At 59.9% G+C, this 17,078-nt stretch carries 17 protein-coding genes; 14 read left to right on the forward strand and 3 right to left on the reverse strand.

Annotation, left to right across the window (positions count from 1 at the left end; translation table 11 throughout):
• Positions 1–108 precede the first annotated feature (108 nt).
• Genes ATO10_RS13075 through ATO10_RS13110 form a run of 8 tightly spaced genes read left to right on the forward strand, consistent with a single transcriptional unit; the run spans position 109 to position 7,486 of the window.
• Positions 109–1,230 (forward strand): BMP family ABC transporter substrate-binding protein, encoded by a 1,122-nt coding sequence (locus tag ATO10_RS13075; RefSeq protein WP_238323503.1) that lies wholly within the window; start codon positions 109–111, stop codon positions 1,228–1,230.
• The gene (locus ATO10_RS13080) at positions 1,230–2,336 is read left to right on the forward strand and encodes an ABC transporter permease (protein WP_035252293.1); all 1,107 of its coding nucleotides are present in this window, start codon (positions 1,230–1,232) and stop codon (positions 2,334–2,336) included. Before ATO10_RS13075 ends, ATO10_RS13080 begins: the two co-directional genes overlap by 1 nt.
• The gene (locus ATO10_RS13085; protein ID WP_035252296.1) at positions 2,333–3,262 is read left to right on the forward strand and encodes an ABC transporter permease; all 930 of its coding nucleotides are present in this window, start codon (positions 2,333–2,335) and stop codon (positions 3,260–3,262) included. The genes ATO10_RS13080 and ATO10_RS13085 overlap by 4 nt, the downstream gene beginning before the upstream one ends.
• Positions 3,263–3,273: 11 nt before the next feature.
• Positions 3,274–4,290, forward strand: coding sequence for a formamidase (locus ATO10_RS13090; RefSeq protein WP_035252299.1), 1,017 nt, complete (start codon positions 3,274–3,276; stop codon positions 4,288–4,290).
• A complete protein-coding gene (gene biuH / locus ATO10_RS13095; RefSeq protein WP_035252302.1) occupies positions 4,287–4,964 on the forward strand; it encodes a biuret amidohydrolase in 678 nt (225 codons plus the stop codon). The genes ATO10_RS13090 and biuH overlap by 4 nt, the downstream gene beginning before the upstream one ends.
• Positions 4,961–6,493 (forward strand): ABC transporter ATP-binding protein, encoded by a 1,533-nt coding sequence (locus ATO10_RS13100; protein WP_035252304.1) that lies wholly within the window; start codon positions 4,961–4,963, stop codon positions 6,491–6,493. The genes biuH and ATO10_RS13100 overlap by 4 nt, the downstream gene beginning before the upstream one ends.
• Positions 6,493–7,158, forward strand: a complete 666-nt coding sequence (locus ATO10_RS13105; RefSeq protein WP_035252308.1) for a cysteine hydrolase family protein — start codon at positions 6,493–6,495, stop codon at positions 7,156–7,158. Before ATO10_RS13100 ends, ATO10_RS13105 begins: the two co-directional genes overlap by 1 nt.
• Complete coding sequence (locus ATO10_RS13110; protein WP_035252311.1) at positions 7,151–7,486, forward strand: cupin domain-containing protein; 336 nt, start codon at positions 7,151–7,153, stop codon at positions 7,484–7,486. Before ATO10_RS13105 ends, ATO10_RS13110 begins: the two co-directional genes overlap by 8 nt.
• Positions 7,487–7,564: 78 nt before the next feature.
• On the opposite strand, the gene ATO10_RS13115 is transcribed toward ATO10_RS13110, so the two are convergent.
• Positions 7,565–8,653 (reverse strand): mandelate racemase/muconate lactonizing enzyme family protein, encoded by a 1,089-nt coding sequence (locus ATO10_RS13115; protein WP_035252315.1) that lies wholly within the window; start codon positions 8,651–8,653, stop codon positions 7,565–7,567.
• A 169-nt stretch (positions 8,654–8,822) separates the two neighbouring features.
• On the opposite strand from ATO10_RS13115, the gene ATO10_RS16075 reads away from it, so the two are divergent.
• From ATO10_RS16075 to ATO10_RS13145, 6 genes are all read left to right on the forward strand, one after another.
• Positions 8,823–9,776, forward strand: coding sequence for a helix-turn-helix transcriptional regulator (locus ATO10_RS16075; protein ID WP_051598142.1), 954 nt, complete (start codon positions 8,823–8,825; stop codon positions 9,774–9,776).
• A gap of 81 nt (positions 9,777–9,857) precedes the next feature.
• Positions 9,858–11,324, forward strand: coding sequence for an aldehyde dehydrogenase (locus ATO10_RS13125; RefSeq protein WP_035252317.1), 1,467 nt, complete (start codon positions 9,858–9,860; stop codon positions 11,322–11,324).
• Positions 11,325–11,351: 27 nt separating this feature from the next.
• A complete protein-coding gene (locus tag ATO10_RS13130; RefSeq protein ID WP_035252319.1) occupies positions 11,352–12,392 on the forward strand; it encodes a C4-dicarboxylate TRAP transporter substrate-binding protein in 1,041 nt (346 codons plus the stop codon).
• Positions 12,379–12,927, forward strand: a complete 549-nt coding sequence (locus ATO10_RS13135; protein WP_035252322.1) for a TRAP transporter small permease — start codon at positions 12,379–12,381, stop codon at positions 12,925–12,927. The genes ATO10_RS13130 and ATO10_RS13135 overlap by 14 nt, the downstream gene beginning before the upstream one ends.
• Positions 12,924–14,231 (forward strand): TRAP transporter large permease, encoded by a 1,308-nt coding sequence (locus ATO10_RS13140; protein WP_035252325.1) that lies wholly within the window; start codon positions 12,924–12,926, stop codon positions 14,229–14,231. Before ATO10_RS13135 ends, ATO10_RS13140 begins: the two co-directional genes overlap by 4 nt.
• A gap of 22 nt (positions 14,232–14,253) precedes the next feature.
• The gene (locus ATO10_RS13145) at positions 14,254–15,414 is read left to right on the forward strand and encodes an iron-containing alcohol dehydrogenase (protein ID WP_051598143.1); all 1,161 of its coding nucleotides are present in this window, start codon (positions 14,254–14,256) and stop codon (positions 15,412–15,414) included.
• 105 nt (positions 15,415–15,519) lie between these two features.
• On the opposite strand, the gene ATO10_RS13150 is transcribed toward ATO10_RS13145, so the two are convergent.
• Together ATO10_RS13150 and ATO10_RS13155 are read right to left on the reverse strand one after the other, a co-directional pair.
• Positions 15,520–15,999 carry a TRAP transporter small permease subunit gene (locus ATO10_RS13150; RefSeq protein ID WP_051598144.1) on the reverse strand — a complete coding sequence of 160 codons (480 nt, stop codon included), beginning with the start codon at positions 15,997–15,999 and terminating at the stop codon, positions 15,520–15,522.
• 15 nt (positions 16,000–16,014) lie between these two features.
• Positions 16,015–17,055 carry a TRAP transporter substrate-binding protein gene (locus tag ATO10_RS13155; RefSeq protein WP_035252328.1) on the reverse strand — a complete coding sequence of 347 codons (1,041 nt, stop codon included), beginning with the start codon at positions 17,053–17,055 and terminating at the stop codon, positions 16,015–16,017.
• Positions 17,056–17,078: the final 23 nt, after the last annotated feature.

Consider the following 17,078-nt stretch of genomic DNA (forward strand, 5'->3'; position numbering starts at 1 on the left):
AAGAACCGCTTCTTTGCGCTTATGCTCTTTGACGATAGCGGACTACGCGTCTCGGCATATGGTCGGTCTGACGCAGTTCGACACCACTGGGGACAAAGGAACGCCATCGTGAAACGTGAACTTACACGCCGCCATTTCTTAAATACGACCGCCGCCATGGGCGCCGCCACATTGGCAGGTGCGATGATGCCGGGTCAGGCTCGCGCTGCCAGCGACCTGACAGTCGGCTTCATCTATGTCGGACCCAAAGATGACTTTGGCTATAACCAAGCGCATGCCGAAGGCGCCGCTGCCGTCAAGGAAATGGCGGGCGTTACCGTCGTCGAGGAAGAAAACGTACCCGAAACCGTGGATGTTCAGAACACCATGGAATCTATGATCAATTTCGATGGCGCGACTCTGCTGTTCCCGACATCTTTCGGGTACTTCGACCCCCATATTCTAGAGGTTGCCCCAAAGCACCCCGATGTACGCTTTCAGCACGCCGCGGGTCTGTGGTCAGCCGATAAGCACCCGATGAATGTTGGCTCGTATTTTGGCTATATCGGCATGGGGCAGTACCTGAATGGTATTACCGCTGGTTACGCCTCCAAGACCAAGAAGATCGGTTTTGTCGCCGCGAAACCCATTCCGCAGGTGCTGCAGAACATCAACTCTTTCCTGCTGGGCGCCCGGTCGGTTGACCCTGAAATCACTTGTCAGGTCATCTTTACCGGCGAATGGTCGCTGGCGGTGAAAGAGGCCGAGGCCACCAACGCACTGGCCGACCAAGGCTGTGACGTGATCACCTGCCACGTGGATGGCCCAAAGGTGGTGATGGAAACTGCCGCCGCGCGTGGCGCCTATGTCTGTGGCTATCACGCCGATCAGACCGCCTTGGCACCTGAGAAATATCTGACCGGGGCCGAATGGAACTGGGCTGGCGTTTACACCGGCATGGTCCAGACCGTTCTGGACGGCGGCAGCATCGACAACTTCGTGCGCGGCGGCCTGTCGGATGGTTTCATCAAGATGAGTCCCCTGGGACCCGCCGTGTCAGATGCCGCCCGCAACCAGTTTGAAGCCACCAAGGCTGAGATCATGAAAGGCGGTTATTCTGTATTTAAAGGCCCACTCAAGGACAATGCGGGCAATGTGATTGCTGCAGACGGCGAGGCCTTTGTCGAAACCGACATCGCGCTGGAAAGCATGAACTACTTGGTCGAAGGCGTTCTCGGCTCGACCAGCTGATGAGCGATACCACCGCCACACAGACGCCCCCCATGGGGGCGTTGCTGGCCCGCTGGTTGCCGCGGGCCGAGGCCCTGCTGATCCCGCTGGCCGCGCTTTTGTGCGGCCTTGCGGTGTTTTCACTCTTTCTGCTGACGTTGGGCAAATCGCCCATCGATTTCTATGCGCTGATCTATAAGGCGGGATTCAGCACGGCCTTTTCATGGCAAAACACGCTGTCGCGCGTGGCGCCTTTGCTGTTTGCCGGTCTCTGCGTGGCTTTGCCCGCCCGGCTGGGGCTGGTGGTGATCGGTGGCGAAGGCGCGATTGTGCTGGGCGGTTTGGCTGCGGCTGTGTTGGGGCTGGCCGTTGTCGGTGCCCCGCCGGTGATCGGCTTTGTCGTCATGGCCGCCGGGGCCGCTTTGATGGGCGGGCTTTGGATTGGCGCCGTGGGCTGGCTGCGGTTTAAGCGTGGCGTCAATGAAACCATTGCCTCATTGCTGATGGCCTACATCGCCATCGCTTTGATGAACCATCTGGTCGAAGGGCTGTTTCGCGACCCGCAAAGCCTGAACAAACCCTCAACCGCGCCATTGCCCGAGGCCTTGCGCGTGGGCGATATGCCGATTGGCATCGACGTGCACTGGGGCTTTGCTTTTGGGGTATTGGCCTGCGTCATCTCTTGGGTGCTGATGGACCGCACCACTATTGGGTTCGCGGCCCGCATCGCCGGCGACAACGTGCGCGCTGCGCAGGTGCAGGGCCTGCCGGTGGGCAAGCTGATCATCGGCTTCACCGCGCTGGGCGGCGCCTGCGCGGGCTTGGCCGGGTTTTTCGAGGTCTCAGCAATTCATGGGTCGGCCAATGGCTCGCTGATTTCGGGCTATGGCTATACCGGCATTCTGGTGGCTTTTCTGGCCCGCCATAACCCGCTTGCGATCATCCCCGTTGCCACACTGTTGGCGGGGTTTGAGGCATCTTCGGGTCTGATCCAACGCCGCATGGACCTGCCCGACGCTACCATTCTGGTGATGGAAGGCATCGTGTTTGTCGTGCTGCTTCTCAGTGAGACGCTCTATGGCCGGTTGGCCATTTTCAACCCGACATTCTGGGAGAAGAAGGCATGAGCACCGCCGCTGACATTGGTATCTGGGGCGTTCCTCTGGCGATCATCGGCGGCGCGATCCGGGTTTCGACGCCATTCCTGTTCGTGTCCTTGGGCGAATGCCTTACTGAACGCTCGGGTCGCATCAATCTGGGGCTTGAGGGCACCTTGGTCTTTGGCGCCATGTCGGGCTATGCGGTAGCCTACGGCACCGGGTCGCCCTGGCTGGGCGTGCTGGCCGCGGCAATGGCCGGGGTTCTTTTTGGCTTGTTCCACGGCTGGATCTGCAAATTCAAAGGCGTCAATGATATCGCCATCGGCATCGCGCTGATGCTGCTGGGCATGGGGCTGGCGTTCTTTTTCGGCAAACCCTACATCCAGCCGGTCGCGCCTGACCTGCCCGCCATCCCGCTGGGCTGGTGGTCGGATATCCCACAGGTGCAGGCGGCGCTGCAGGTCAACGCGCTGTTCCTGATCGGGGCGGTGCTGGCTGTGGCGCTCCACTGGATGTTCAAGAACACCCGCGTCGGGCTCGCCATCCGCGTCGCGGGGGACAGCACAGATGCGGCCCGTGCCATCGGGTTGAACCCCGATACCGTGCGCCTGCTATCGACCGCCGCAGGGGGGGCTTTAGCCGGGGTCGGCGGGGCCTATCTGTCGCTTTACTATCCCGGCAGCTGGAATGAGGGGATCAGTTCGGGTCAGGGCCTGATGGCGGTCGCCTTGGTGATCTTTGCCCGCTGGAATCCGATCAACTGTTTTTGGGCCGCACTTTTGTTTGGCGGTGCGGGCGCGCTGGGCCCGGCACTGCAATCGGTCGGCGTTACCAGCGGCTATTACCTGTTCTTCGCCGCGCCCTATGTGCTGACCCTTGCCCTGCTGATCATCACCTCGTCGCCCGACAAGGCGATGGAAGGCGCGCCGGGCGCCCTGAGCATCACCAAGTAAGGAGCCTGCACATGAACGGACTTGGCGGACTGAACAAATCAGAAAACGGCGTGGTGATCGGGGTGGTGCAGCTGCAACTGCCCGTGACCGAAACACCCGCCGATCTGGCGGCGCAAACCGACCGCATCGTTGAACTGGTCGCCAAGGCGCGGCGTAACATGCCCAGCATGGATCTGGTGGTTTTTCCCGAATACGCGCTGCACGGGCTGTCGATGGACATCAATCCAAAGATCATGTGCACCCTTGATGGCCCCGAGGTCGCAGCGTTCAAACAAGCCTGTATCGACAATGCGATCTGGGGCTGTTTTTCGATCATGGAGCTGAACCCCGGCGGCATGCCCTATAACTCCGGCCTGATCATCGACGATCAGGGCGAGATACAACTCTATTATCGCAAAATGCACCCCTGGGTTCCGGTCGAACCGTGGGAGCCGGGCGATCAGGGCATTCCGGTTTGCGATGGGCCCAATGGGTCGAAGCTCGCGCTGATCATCTGTCACGACGGCATGTTCCCCGAGATGGCCCGCGAATGCGCCTATAAAGGGGCCGAGATCATGATCCGCACCGCAGGCTACACGGCGCCCGTGCGCGACGCCTGGCGCTATACCAACCAGTCCAACGCCTTTTGCAATCTGATGGCCACGGCGAATGTCTGCATGTGCGGCTCGGACGGGACGTTCGACAGCATGGGCGAAGGCATGATCTGCAACTTTGACGGATCAATCATCGCCCACGGCACCTCGGGCCGCGCCGATGAGATCATCACCGCTGAGCTGCGCCCCGATTTGATCCGCGAAGCGCGCGCCAACTGGGGTGTTGAAAACAACATCTACCAGTTCGGCCATCGCGGCTATGTCGCCGTCAAAGGCGGCGCACAGGATTGCCCCTATACCTATATGACCGACCTTGCGGCGGGCAAATACCGCTTGCCGTGGGAGGATGACGTGAAACACACCGACGGCACCAGCTGTGGCTTTGACGCGCCCACGCGGGTCTTCGGCGAACCCAAGCAAGAGGCCGCAGAATGAGCTACATCGACGCTGACCCGTATAACTGGCCCTATAACGGCGATCTGCGCCCTGAAAACACCGCGTTGATCATCATCGACATGCAGACTGATTTCTGCGGCAAGGGCGGTTATGTCGACACGATGGGCTATGACCTGTCGCTGACTCAGGCGCCGATTGAACCGATCAAGGCGCTTTTGGCCAAGATGCGTGCCGGTGGCTATCACATCATCCACACCCGCGAAGGGCACCGCCCCGATCTGGCCGACCTGCCCCCGAACAAACGCTGGCGCAGCCAGCAGATCGGCGCGGGCATCGGTGATCCGGGCCCCTGCGGTAAAATCCTGATCCGGGGCGAGCCGGGCTGGGACATAATCCCCGAACTTTACCCAGCCGAGGGCGAGCCGATCATCGATAAGCCCGGCAAGGGCAGTTTCTGCGCCACCGATCTGGAACTTCTGCTACGCACCCGAGGGATCGAAAACATCCTGCTGACCGGCATCACCACCGATGTCTGCGTGCACACCACCATGCGCGAGGCCAATGACCGCGGTTTTGAATGCCTGCTGGTCGAGGATTGCTGCGGCGCCACCGACAAGGGCAACCACGACGCCGCCATCAAAATGGTCAAGATGCAGGGCGGCGTGTTCGGGTCCGTCTCTGACAGCGCGACCCTGATCGCGCAGTTGCCATGAGCCACGAACCCGCCCTTTCCACCGGTGCCATCGGCGTCGAGGCGGTCTCGATGACCAAACGGTTCGGGGATTTCACCGCACTGGACGAGGTCACCCTGAACGTCCGCCCGGGCACTTTTCACGCGTTGCTGGGCGAAAACGGCGCGGGTAAATCGACGCTGGTGAAGTGCATCATGGGTTTCTACCACGCGACCGAGGGCGGGTTGCTGGTCGACGGGCACGAAGCCTTTGTGCGCGACCCGGTTGATGCGCAAAAGCTGGGGCTGGGCATGGTCTATCAGCATTTCACGCTGGTCCCCGCCTTGACCGGCGCCGAGAACCTGTTGATCAGCCGCGCCGATGCACCCGGCGTGATCAACTGGCGGGCCGAGAACGCCAGGCTGGAAGCGTTTCTGGACAAAATGCCTTTCCGCGTTCCGCTGGACCGCCCCACCAGCCGTCTGGCGGCGGGCGAAAAGCAAAAGCTGGAAATCCTGAAACAGCTCTATCTGGGCAGCCGGTTTTTGATCTTGGATGAACCGACCTCGGTGCTGACCCCGGCCGAAGCCGATGAGGTTCTGGGCCACGTTCGCGCCCTGTGCGAGGCGGGCGAGATTTCGGTGCTGATGATCACCCACAAATTCCGCGAGGTGACGCAGTTTGCTGATGATGTCTCGGTGCTGCGCCGGGGCAAGTTGACCGGCAGCGGGCCGGTGTCGGACCTAAGCCATGACGACATGGCGCAGATGATGATGGGCCATCAGCCCGAACGCAAAGAGATCAACCGCACTCAGACTAAGGGCGACACGGTGCTGTCGCTACGCGGCGCGCGTGCCAGTGATCGCAGTGGTCTGAAATCCATCGACATCGAAGCGCTGGACGTCGCAGCGGGCGAGATTCTGGGCATCGCCGGCGTTTCGGGTAACGGGCAGACCGAGCTGATGGAAATGCTGACGGGCCAGCGTCGGTTGTTGGGCGGTGAAATCCGCGTAAAGGACCAGCCCTATGGCGCCAGCCGGGCCGAAGCGACGGCGCTTAAGGTGCGCTACCTGCCCGAAGAGCCGCTGCAAAATGCCTGCGCCTCGCGCATGAGCGTGGCGGAAAACCTTGCCTTCCGGCTGTTCGATCACGGCGCGGACGGGCGCCCTAAGCTGTGGAAAAACACCCGCCAGATACTGGACAACGCCAAGGCCCGGATTGCCGAGTTCAACGTCAAAACCACGTCCCCCCACAGCCCAATTGCGGCGCTGTCGGGCGGCAATGTGCAACGCGCCGTTTTGGCGCGCGAGCTGACCGGGGATGTAGATTTGCTGATCGTTGCCAACCCCTGTTTCGGGCTGGATTTCGCCGCCGTGGCCGCGATTCGGGGCCGGATACTGGAGGCCCGCAACAAGGGGGTTGCCGTGTTGTTGATCAGCGAAGATCTGGACGAAATTCTTGAACTGTCCGACCGGATCGTGGTGATGAGCGAAGGCAGGATTGCATTTGAGACCGCTGCCGCGACCGCCGACACGGCCGAGATCGGCACCTATATGGCGGGGCATGCGTGATGGCAGTGATCAAAGCACAACCCTTTGATTTTACGTTTGAACCCAGCACCACCGGGCTGGTGATGATCGACTTTCAGCGCGATTTCATGGAGCCGGGCGGCTTTGGCGAAACCTTGGGCAATGACGTCAGCCTGCTGCGCGCGGCGATCGAACCGGCGCAGGCTTTGTTGGCGGCCTTTCGCAAGGCAGGTCTGCCGGTGATCCACACCCGCGAGTGCCACCGCCCCGATCTGTCTGACCTGCCCGACGCTAAACGCGACAGGGGCGCGCCCAGCCTGCGTATCGGAGACGCAGGCCCGATGGGCCGCATCCTGATCTCGGGCGAGCCGGGGGCGGATATCATCCCCGAGCTCTATCCCATCAAAGGCGAAACCGTCATCGACAAGCCCGGCAAAGGCGCATTCTATAGCACCGAATTCGGCGCAGTTCTGGCCGATCTGGGCCTCAAACAGCTAATCTTTGCCGGCGTCACAACCGAGGTCTGCGTGCAAACCACCATGCGCGAGGCCAATGACCGTGGCTTTGACTGTTTGCTGGCGACCGATGCCAGCGAAAGCTATTTCCCGGCGTTCAAAGCCGCTGCAATTGACATGATCACCGCGCAGGGCGGTATCGTGGGCTGGGCCAGCCCGGTGGCGCAGATCGTCGAGGTGCTGGATGGCTGACTCGGTTGTCCTGAAGGACCTGATCAACGGCGGCTGGAAGGACCTGCCGTTTGAACCGTTCAAACCGGGCATCGAGGTGCATTTCCTGCTGCGCGGCGAGCCCGAGATTGCAATCCTGAAATACGCGCCCGGCGCCAGCGCGCCCTTGCATCTTCATCAGGCTGCCGAAAGTATCCTTATGCTGGAGGGTAGCCAAAGTGATGCCCGCGGCACCTATGTGGCGGGTGATTTTGTGATCAACATGGAGGGCAGCCAGCATTGCGTCTCAAGCCCCGAAGGCTGCGTTGTGTTGCTGCAGTGGGCAAAGCCTGTAAAGTTTTTGGCCTAAGTTTGCGCATAAGAACGTTGTTCATAGGAGCGACAGCCGCAACCAACCCCACACCGATCCAACGCCGCCAGTCACCGATCAGAGATTTCGGGTTTCTAGTTCGATACCAAATTCTGACAGGCTCAGGCCGTGCCCGGGTCTGTCGCCGGGGGCAAGGGTGCCGTCCGCTGCCAGGCTGGGCCAGCCGTCAAACAGTGGCTCAAGTAACGGGAAATCCTCCAGCCAGGTCAGGGCGGGGCTTGTCGCCGCCAGATGGACGAACAGACCGGGCAAGAAGTGCGGAGTAAGTTCGCAGCCAAAGGCTTCAGCCACGCGAAGGATGCGCAGAGACTCGGTCAGACCGCCGATCATGGCAAGATCAGGTTGAATGGTGGCGCACAGACCATCAGAAATGAAGCCGCGTGCCTGCTCAATTCCCTGAAAATGCTCGCCCGTAGCAACCATTCCCCCGTGGCTTTCGCGCAGCGCACGATAGCCCGCGATGTCGGTCGAGGGCAGCGGCTCTTCGACGAACAGACCGCCATGCGCCTGCACCTGATCCAGTACATACCGGGCCTGCGGCAGGCTGGTCTTTTCATTCAAGTCGGCCATCAGCCATCCATTGGCCCCCAATGCATCCGCCGCGGCGCGCAAGATGGATTGATCCGAGGGATTGCCTGCCAATCGTAATTTGATCGCCCCGAAGCCTTGTGCCAGGTGCTGCTCGACTTGTTCCGTTACCAGCTCGGCAGGTTGGCCCGGTTTGTAGCCGCCACTGCCATACACAGGCACCGCGCGCGCAGCGCCGCCCATCGCCATTGCCAAAGGTAAGTTCAGCAGTTTGGCGTAGAGGTCCCAAAGCGCCACATCAGCCGCCGCATAGCCCACATAGTTGGGGCCCATTCCGGTGCGGTTGCACAGTCGGCGGACCTTGGCCCAAGCGGTTTCAGGGTGCGGGATGGCTTGCCCGTCCAATACCTCTTTCGCCAGAGCCTGCCCGGCCACCGCAGAGGCATATCCGCGCCCGCCAATGGCATAGGAAAAGCCAAACCCGCTCAGCCCGCCCTGAGCATGAATTTGGCAAGTGATCACATCCACCTTGGCCACACCCGAGCCACCAACCGTGCCTGGCAGGGGATATTCAATCAATCGCCAGCTGAGCTTCTCGATCTTCGGTGTCTGTGTCATGCGCTGTCTCCCTTCGTGCTTTCGCATGCACTAAATTGATCACTTCCCGTGCCATCGCCTTGTTCGGCCAAGTTTTCGCCCGCTTCGGGCAAGGTTGAAAACAGGCTTAGGCCGGGGTGGGATTTCTGTGTACCATCAAGGCCTATTCCTGAATGCAGGGGATCTCTGAGTGGAAATCATTCGATCAAATGCCGTTGGCTCGGTTCAGGCGCGCGAACAGCGCAACATCCAACTGGACGCGCTGAAAGAAGAAATTCGCTTGCGCCGGGGCGGGCTGCGTCAGGACTTGATGCAATGCGAGCTGGGCGTGCAAAGCTGCATCAACCCGCAAGGCATCCGATCGGTCGCCTTCCATAAACCCGCGGCGCTTTTGGTCTTGTCGGGCCGAAAAGAGATTCATTTCGGTAGTCAAGCCGTTGTTGCGCGTGCCGGAGATATCCTGTTTGTTCCGGCGGAGGCCGAAGTATGGATGGGCAAGTATCCGGATACAGATTCAGGCGAATACCACGGCTTGGGCCTGCGCTTTGATCTGGACACGCAAAACCAGTTTCGTAGCACGTATGGCAAATATCTGGACAGCTGGACATTGAACCCGACCTGGTGTCACCGGGCCTCGGACGCGGTTATGTCTTGGATCACCGACTGGTTGGCTTGGAGCCGTCGCTACCCTTCGCCCGCGCATCTGCACCGCCATCGCTTGGTCGAATTGCTGCTGATCCTGGCGCAAGAGGGTGTGGCGGGGAATCTGCTGTTGAATGGCAGCCCCAGCCTGCGCCGCCGCGCCGCGCAGTTCATCGCGTTAGACCCTGCGCGCAACTGGCGCCTGAAAGATGTCTGCGACCTGCTGGGCATGAGCGAAACCGCCCTGCGCCGAAAGCTAAGAGCCGAGGAAACCGGCTTTCGCACTCTGCTTGAAGAAGTTCGTCTGATGTCAGGTTTGGCCATGGTTCAAGAGGGCGACCTGCCCATCGGACGCATCGCAGATGCCGTGGGCTATCAATCCCAGTCGCGTTTCACCGAACGATTCAAACAGCGTTTTGGCGTTACCCCAAGCCAATTGCGCAGCGGCCAGCTGGTCCCGCGCCAAACTGCGCAGGTTTTGCCCGGTTCCGGAGAAATCTAGGCGTTTTCCGGCAAACCCTGCCGGATCTTTGGATGCAGGCTGGTCTTGTATCTAACGAATTCTAGGCAAGGGCCAATAATAATGCGCGACTTTTATATGCTGATTGGGGAGGAGGAGCGACAGGCCTCGGATGGGCGTTGGGTTGTAAGTGTCAATCCGTACACCGAGAAATCCTGGGCGCGGATCCCACGCGCCACTGCGCAAGATGCCGACGCCGCTGTGACCGCGGCTAAGGAAGCACTGGTTCACCCCGAGTGGGCAGGTTTAAGCGCCAGCGAACGTGGCGCCCTGTTACGACGCGTGGGCGACTTGATTGCCGAAAACGCCGAGGCCCTTTCTGAACTGGAAGTGCTCGACAATGGCAAGCTGAAGGCAGAGATGCTGCAACAGATGAACTATCTGCCACAGCATTATTACTACTACGGTGGTCTTGCAGATAAAATCGAAGGCGCGGTGATCCCGTCGGATAAAAAGGGCATGTTCACCCATACGGTGCATGAGCCGCTTGGCGTCGTAGTGGCGATCACACCGTGGAACTCTCCGCTGCTCCTGACCACATGGAAGCTGGCGCCGGCGTTGGCCGCCGGGAACACAGTGGTTATCAAACCTTCGGAACATGCGTCTGTGTCGATGACCGTCTTTGCGAAACTGTTCCTTGAGGCGGGCTTCCCGCCCGGGGTGGTCAACGTGGTCACCGGCTATGGGCATGAATGCGGCGCGGCTTTGGTCGATCACCCGGATGTGGCGAAGGTGGCCTTTACCGGGGGTGATCAGGGCGGGCGCGCAGTGTACCGGGCGGCAGCTGACCACCTTAAACCTGTCACCTTGGAGCTGGGCGGGAAATCCCCCAACATCGTGTGTGAAGACGCCGACATCGAACAGGCCGTCAAAGGGGCGGTCTCGGGTGTTTTCGCTGCGACCGGGCAAACTTGCATGGCCGGTTCACGGCTGCTGGTGCATCGCTCGCGCGAGGCGGAATTTGTGGCGGCGCTGACCGAATTTATTGCGCAGGCAAAGCTGGGTGATCCCATGCAAGCCGACACTCAGATCGGCCCCGTCGCGACCAAGGATCAGTACGAGAAAGTGCTGTCCTATGTCGACATCGCTTTGTCAGAAGGGGCGCATCGCGCCTATGGCGGCAAGGCCTTGGAGCGCACCGGCTATTTTGTGGAACCGACGGTTCTGACCAATGTTACCAACGATATGCGCGTCGCGCGGGAAGAGATTTTTGGACCGGTATTAAGTGTGATTGCGTTCGACGATGACGAGGAGGCCATCGCGATCGCCAATGACACCCCCTATGGCTTGGCGGCCGGGGTCTGGACCAAGGATCTGCCACGGGCGTTTCGCTACACCTCGGCGCTGCAGGCAGGAACGGTTTGGGTAAACGCTTACCGTGTCGTCAGTTATGCGGTGCCGTTCGGTGGGTTCAAGAAATCTGGGATTGGACGCGAAAACGGACAGGAAATGATCCGCGAGTATCTGCAAACCAAGAGCGTCTTCATCAATCTTGGATCATCGGTGCCGGACCCATTCGTCCTGCGCTGAGACACGATAATACTAAGGGAGGAAAACATGAAACTGCGAACTGTTGTTACCGCTGTGGCGGTTGCTGTGACGAGTGTCACGTCGGCTTGGGCGGCGGACTATCCAAAAATGAAACTGCGGCTAGCGCATTTTGGGCCTCAGGTCTTTGTGCAAAGCGGCGTGGACCAATGGTTCGCGGACGAGATCGAACGCCGCAGCGGCGGCAATATCAGCATTCAGATATTCTGGGCGGGTGCCGCGGGCAAACCGCTGGAAATTCTGGGCCTTGTTGGTGCCGGGGCCGTGGACCTGGGGGCGGTGCCGCAAGCTTATTACGCAAATGAGCTCCCGCTGATCGGTGCGCCGAACTCGGTACCTTATGTGTTCAAGACCCGCGAGGCTGCGATTGGCGTGTCTGAGGGGCTGGTACGCGACAATGCTGCTGTGCAGGCCGAACTGGCCCGCAACAACGTACACCCGCTGTTCTTTCACCCGATGAATTCCTACTATCCGCTGTGCACTAAACCGGTGCAGACGATGGCGGATTTTCAGGGCCTCAAAATCCGTAGCTTCGGTGCCTTTCAGCCGCCCATGTGGGACGCGCTGGGTGCGGTCGGGGTGAATGTCCTGCCCTCGGATATCTACGAAGGTTTGCAACGTGGGCGTCTGGACTGCGGCTTCTTTTCGGCTGATCTTTACGAGGTCACGAAGCTCTATGAAGTGGCCAAACACATGTCCAGCGCGGGGGTTGGCCCGGTGGCCACATGGCCGATTTGGGTGAATCAGGAAAAGTGGAACAACGAATTCTCGGATGAAGTCCGGCAGCTGTTCACTGAGGTGTCCGCCGAAGCCCAGCAGCGTAGCCTGGACGCGATTGCCGAAGCTGAAACCAAATCGCTCGCCTTCCTGCAAGAGCAGGGCGTTGAGCTGGTCGAGTTCAGTGACCCTTCCGCTTATCAGGCCGCGATCCCAGACATGCTTGAGGTCTGGCTTGAGAACATGAAGGGCAAGGGTTTAGGGGACGAGGCCCAAACCGTGCTGGATGATTGGCGCACCCTTCAGGCGGAGCTTGAGAATGACGCCAGCTAAGGCAAGTGGCGCAGCAAACCTGCTGCGCCTCGCCGACCGCGTGAGCCTTGCATGTAGCGGGATCGCGCTTGGGGCAAGCGGGCTGGTGATTCTGGCGATCGTGGCCATGGGGGCCGTGGACGTAATCATGGGCTTTACAGTGAACTACCCCTTGCCGGCTGCCACGAATGTAGCCGAAGAGGCGCTGCCCGCCGCGGTTTTCCTTGCGGCTGGAATGGTGCTGCGCAACCGTGCAAACATCGTGGTAGACGTGCTTTGTGACCATTTCAGATCGCGTCTAAAGCGCATCTCCGCGGTGATCGCTGCGCTGGGCACCTTTGTGTTCTTTGCATTGCTGGCAAGCGGTGCGTGGCATCTGGCAGTCGATAGCATCAGCTTGAATGAACGCGCCGTAGCTGCGGTCGAGTTCCCGATTTGGCCGATGAAGCTGGGCTTTGCCATCGGCGCGACTATCGCGACATTCGAAGCGCTACGGCTGCTCGCGATCGCGGCCCTTTCTTCCCCCTCACACCAAGTCGAAGGTCAAGACACATGAGCAGCGTCGCAATCGGATTGTCGGGAATTTTCTGCGCATTGTCCCTAACCCTGTTTGGCGTTCCGGTGGCTGTGTCGCTGGGGCTGATCGGCCTGTCGGGCATGTGGTTCGTCGGCGGTGAAGTCTTGATGCGCTCGGCGCTTGAGACATTGGCCTATAATGCGCTAAACCAATACTCTTTCGTCGTTATCCCGATGTTTGTTCTGATGGGGGTTTTGGCAAATAAGGCCAAGATCACTCAGGACCTCTATGAGGCGTTTTATCGCTTTATGTCGAAAGTGCGGGGCAGTCTGTTCATGGTGACGATCCTGTCATCGGCCGGGTTTGCGACGATTTCAGGATCGACAGTGGTCAGCGCCGCCGTGTTCACCCGCTTGGCGTTGCCGCAAATGGTGCGCTACGGATATCACAGCGGCATTGGCGCAGGCTGTGTCGCGGCGGCGGGCACCTTTGCCTCGCTCATCCCGCCCTCGATCATGATGGTGATCTATGCTTTGCTGACAGGTGAATCCATTGGGCGGCTGTTTATCGCCGGTGTGATCCCCGGTGCGCTGACGGCAGGCGTTTATCTGGTGTCGGTCTGGGTGATGGTGCGGTTGAGACCGCAGATTGCCCCCCTCGCTCCGCAAGAATTCACCTGGTCGCAAAAGATGGAATCCCTAGGGCGCGTGGGGCCGTTTCTGGTGCTGGCGATCCTGGTGGTCGGGGGCATCTACAGCGGGCTGATGTTCCCTTCTTCGGCAGGAGCGGTTGGCGCCTTTGGGGCGCTGGGTATCGCGATTTGGCGCGGGGTAGGGGGCTTTTCCCACCTCAAGGATGCGCTGAGCGAAACCGCGGTGACAGCAACCTCGGTCTTCATGGTCCTGATCGGCGGGCTGATCTTTTCCCGTTTTCTGGTCTTTTCGGGTTTCATCACTGACATCGTCGCTGTGATCACCGAAAGCGGCATCGCGCCTTACCAAGTGCTGGTGGCCGTGGTGCTCGTGTATATCGCACTGGGCATGTTCATCGACACGGTTTCGGTCACGGTGATTACAGTGCCCTTCATTCATCCGGTCATGGTGGGGCTTGGATATGATCCCATTTGGTTTGGCGTCGTATTGGTGAAACTGATCGAGATTTCCGCCATCACTCCGCCCGTGGGCCTGAACCTATTTGCGGTGATGGCCTCGGCCCGAACGCAGATCAGCACGGGAGACCTGTTCAAAGGCGTTCTGCCGTTTCTTGCCATGGAGTTCCTGGTGTTGCTGCTGATTATCATGGTGCCAGCGATCTCGCTTTGGTTGCCCGAGACCATGTTGTGAACCTGATAAAGGAGGCGTCGGGATGAGCCGGACTTTCTACATGCCAACCCGCATAGAGCACGGGCCAGAGGTTCTTTCCAAGGCTGGGCTGCGTGCCCAAGAGATGGATCTTCGTCATGTTCTGGTGGTCACCGACCCGGTGATCACGGCCCAGCCGTTCTTCGCGACCTTCATAGAGGCGTTCGCCAAATCGGATGTGCGCGTCTCGTTGTTCGACGAATGCGGCATTGATGCCCGTCTGGCGCATGTCGACGGCCAGACGGCACGGGTCTTGCGAGAAGGGATCGACGGGATCGTGGGAATTGGCGGGGGCTCGGCCATGTGCACCGCCAAGGCCATTGCCATGGCGGTTCCAAACGGTGGGTTCAGCAACTGCGTAGGTCCGGATGCCAAGATGCGCCGCGCGATGACGATGATCATGGTTCCCACGACAGCTGGATCAGGGGCCGAAGTGTCTCAGTTTACTTTGGTGCGCGATGATCTCAACAGCACAAAGTTCGTTGCTGGCGGGCCGCAAAGCTTCCCTAATCTGGCCTTGCTGGATCCGGTTGTGCTGGCCGATATCCCGCCCCGGTTAGGGGTTATTTCGGCGGTGGATGCTTTGGTGCACGCTTTTGAGGCTATGTTTACCTCACTTGCAACCCCGTTGACCGACGGGCTGGCCGTGACTGCCATCACAGAGATCACAACTTTGCTGCGGGCGGATAAGGCCACGCCAGAGCAACGCGAGCGCGCCCTTGTGGCGGCGTCGGTGGCAAACATGGCCTGTGGAAATGCGCGGCTGGGCCTTGCCCACGCGGCGTCTTTGCCGCTGGAGGCCCATTGCAGTGTTGTGCACGGTATCGGGGTCGGTGTGCTATTGCCGCGCGTGTTGCAGTTCAACGCCCCCAGCGCCCCTGAAAAGGTCGCGCTGATCGCGGATCGGTTAGGCTTGCCCTGCGATGCCGATCAAATCGCGCAATGGCTGTTGCAGATCTACGCAGAGATCGAGTTTCCAACCCACTTTGACGACTCTTCCCTCATTGAGGGGTACGAGGATAGCTTGGCGAAGCTGGCCCTGCCGGGCCTTTACGGCGGCCCCGTCCAGAAGGACGATGACGGCATCGCCTGGGTGAATTCACCAAACATCCGCCGGGCCAATGCGGCGGATGTCGCTGCGCTCTATCGCAGTTGCCTGCGCTAAGGATACCTTCTGGAAACGACAAACGGGGGCCCTTGGAGCCCCCGTTCTGGGTAGGAATATGCTCTGCCAGTTAAGGCAGAGCACATTGTGTTTGTGCGTCGATTTTCAGGAGTCGTTATGTGCCATAGTTGGGCTCAGAACCCCTGCGGCGAACTGGATCGCCAGCAGGCCAAATCCAATCGGTAGCAGGGCGTAAGGTATAAAGAGCGGCGTGCCCAGGCTGGACGAAACCCGCTCTCCATACTCAAGAGCCTGGGACGCAGTGATTGCCCCGCGCCACGCCATTACACCGCAAAACACCACTCCGATCACCGCGATTAGCGTGGCGGCGATGGTTTTCGCTGCGCCCGAAAACCGGTCCGTGAAGAAGGTGATCCGGATATGGTCATCGGTACGCTGCACATCAGCTGCGGTCAGCAGCGCGACATAGACGATGAGGAAAGTGTTGACCTCGTGGCTCCAAGATGTCGGGGCCGCAAAGATGTAGCGCATCGCGGCGTCATAGCAGATCGTTAACACCATGAAGGCCAAGATCGCCTGCCCCAGTACGCTGGAGAACCGTGTGATATAGGAGAAATACGTCATTGCAGCCCTTTCTCCTCAGGTCTCGAGACCCATGGCCAGGTTGACCGCTCGGGTGCCGATGTCCTCGCCGACATCCTTTTTCCAGTCAGCAATCACCGCTTGGGACTCGTTGGATAACGCCTCCAGATCAGCCGCGTTGGGCTGGGTTTTTTCAACCCCGGCGGCGTCCACCATCGGCCACAGATCGTTTTTGTAGATCCCGTAGTTGGCTTGTGCGGCCCCGTTTTCATCCAGCCAGTCTGCGGCGGCTTCCATCCCCGCGCGCACGTCTTGCGGCATCTTTTCCCAACGGCGCAGATCGACGAACAGACCAATACCATATGCCGTCAGCGGCAGTTGGTAGACATGGCCAACCTGCTCTTGCAGGCTGCGCCCGACGATGGTCGAGATATTGGCGACTGCCGCGTCAACGGTGCCGCGCTGCAAGGCCAGATAAAGCTCGGACGATGGAATGCGCACAGCAGCGCCGCCGAAGTTTTCGATCACCTGAGTGGCCTCAAAGCTGACCACACGCACCTTTTTGCCCGCAATATCGGCAACCGAACGCACGGGTTTGTCGGCGGTGGACCAGATGAATTCAGGCTCAAGGATGTTGCCCATCATCGACAGCATATAGAGGTTCTCTTTGGCCAGTTCCTCATTGACCAGATCGAACAGGGCGGAACCGCGGGCGATACGCCCGGGATTGGCATACAGCGCGTCCACAATCCCCGGCAGGCCCGTGATCCCAAGAATTTTGACCGAACGGGTGATGTAGCTGGAGGTGTGGAACATAAAGTCGATCGACCCTGCACGCAGCGCCGACAGCTGTTCGTCTGCCTTCAACAACGTGCCTGAGTCATAGTAGTCGACAGCGAAGGCGTCACCGCTGAGCGCCGACAGTTGCTCGATATACCCATTCGCGCCGGCCGACAGCGCCTTGTAGGACTGGGGAATATAGAACACGCCTGTCAGCTTGTTCTTGGCCAGCGCCATGGTCGGGATCCCCCCTGCCATGAGTGCGGTACCCGCGGCGCTTCCCGATCGTTGCAGGAATTTTCTGCGTGTTAGTGTCATTGCTTTTCCTCCTCAGTTGGCAA

The sequence above is a fragment of the Actibacterium atlanticum genome (genome assembly GCF_000671395.1).
Classification (GTDB): Bacteria; Pseudomonadota; Alphaproteobacteria; order Rhodobacterales; family Rhodobacteraceae; genus Actibacterium_D; species Actibacterium_D atlanticum.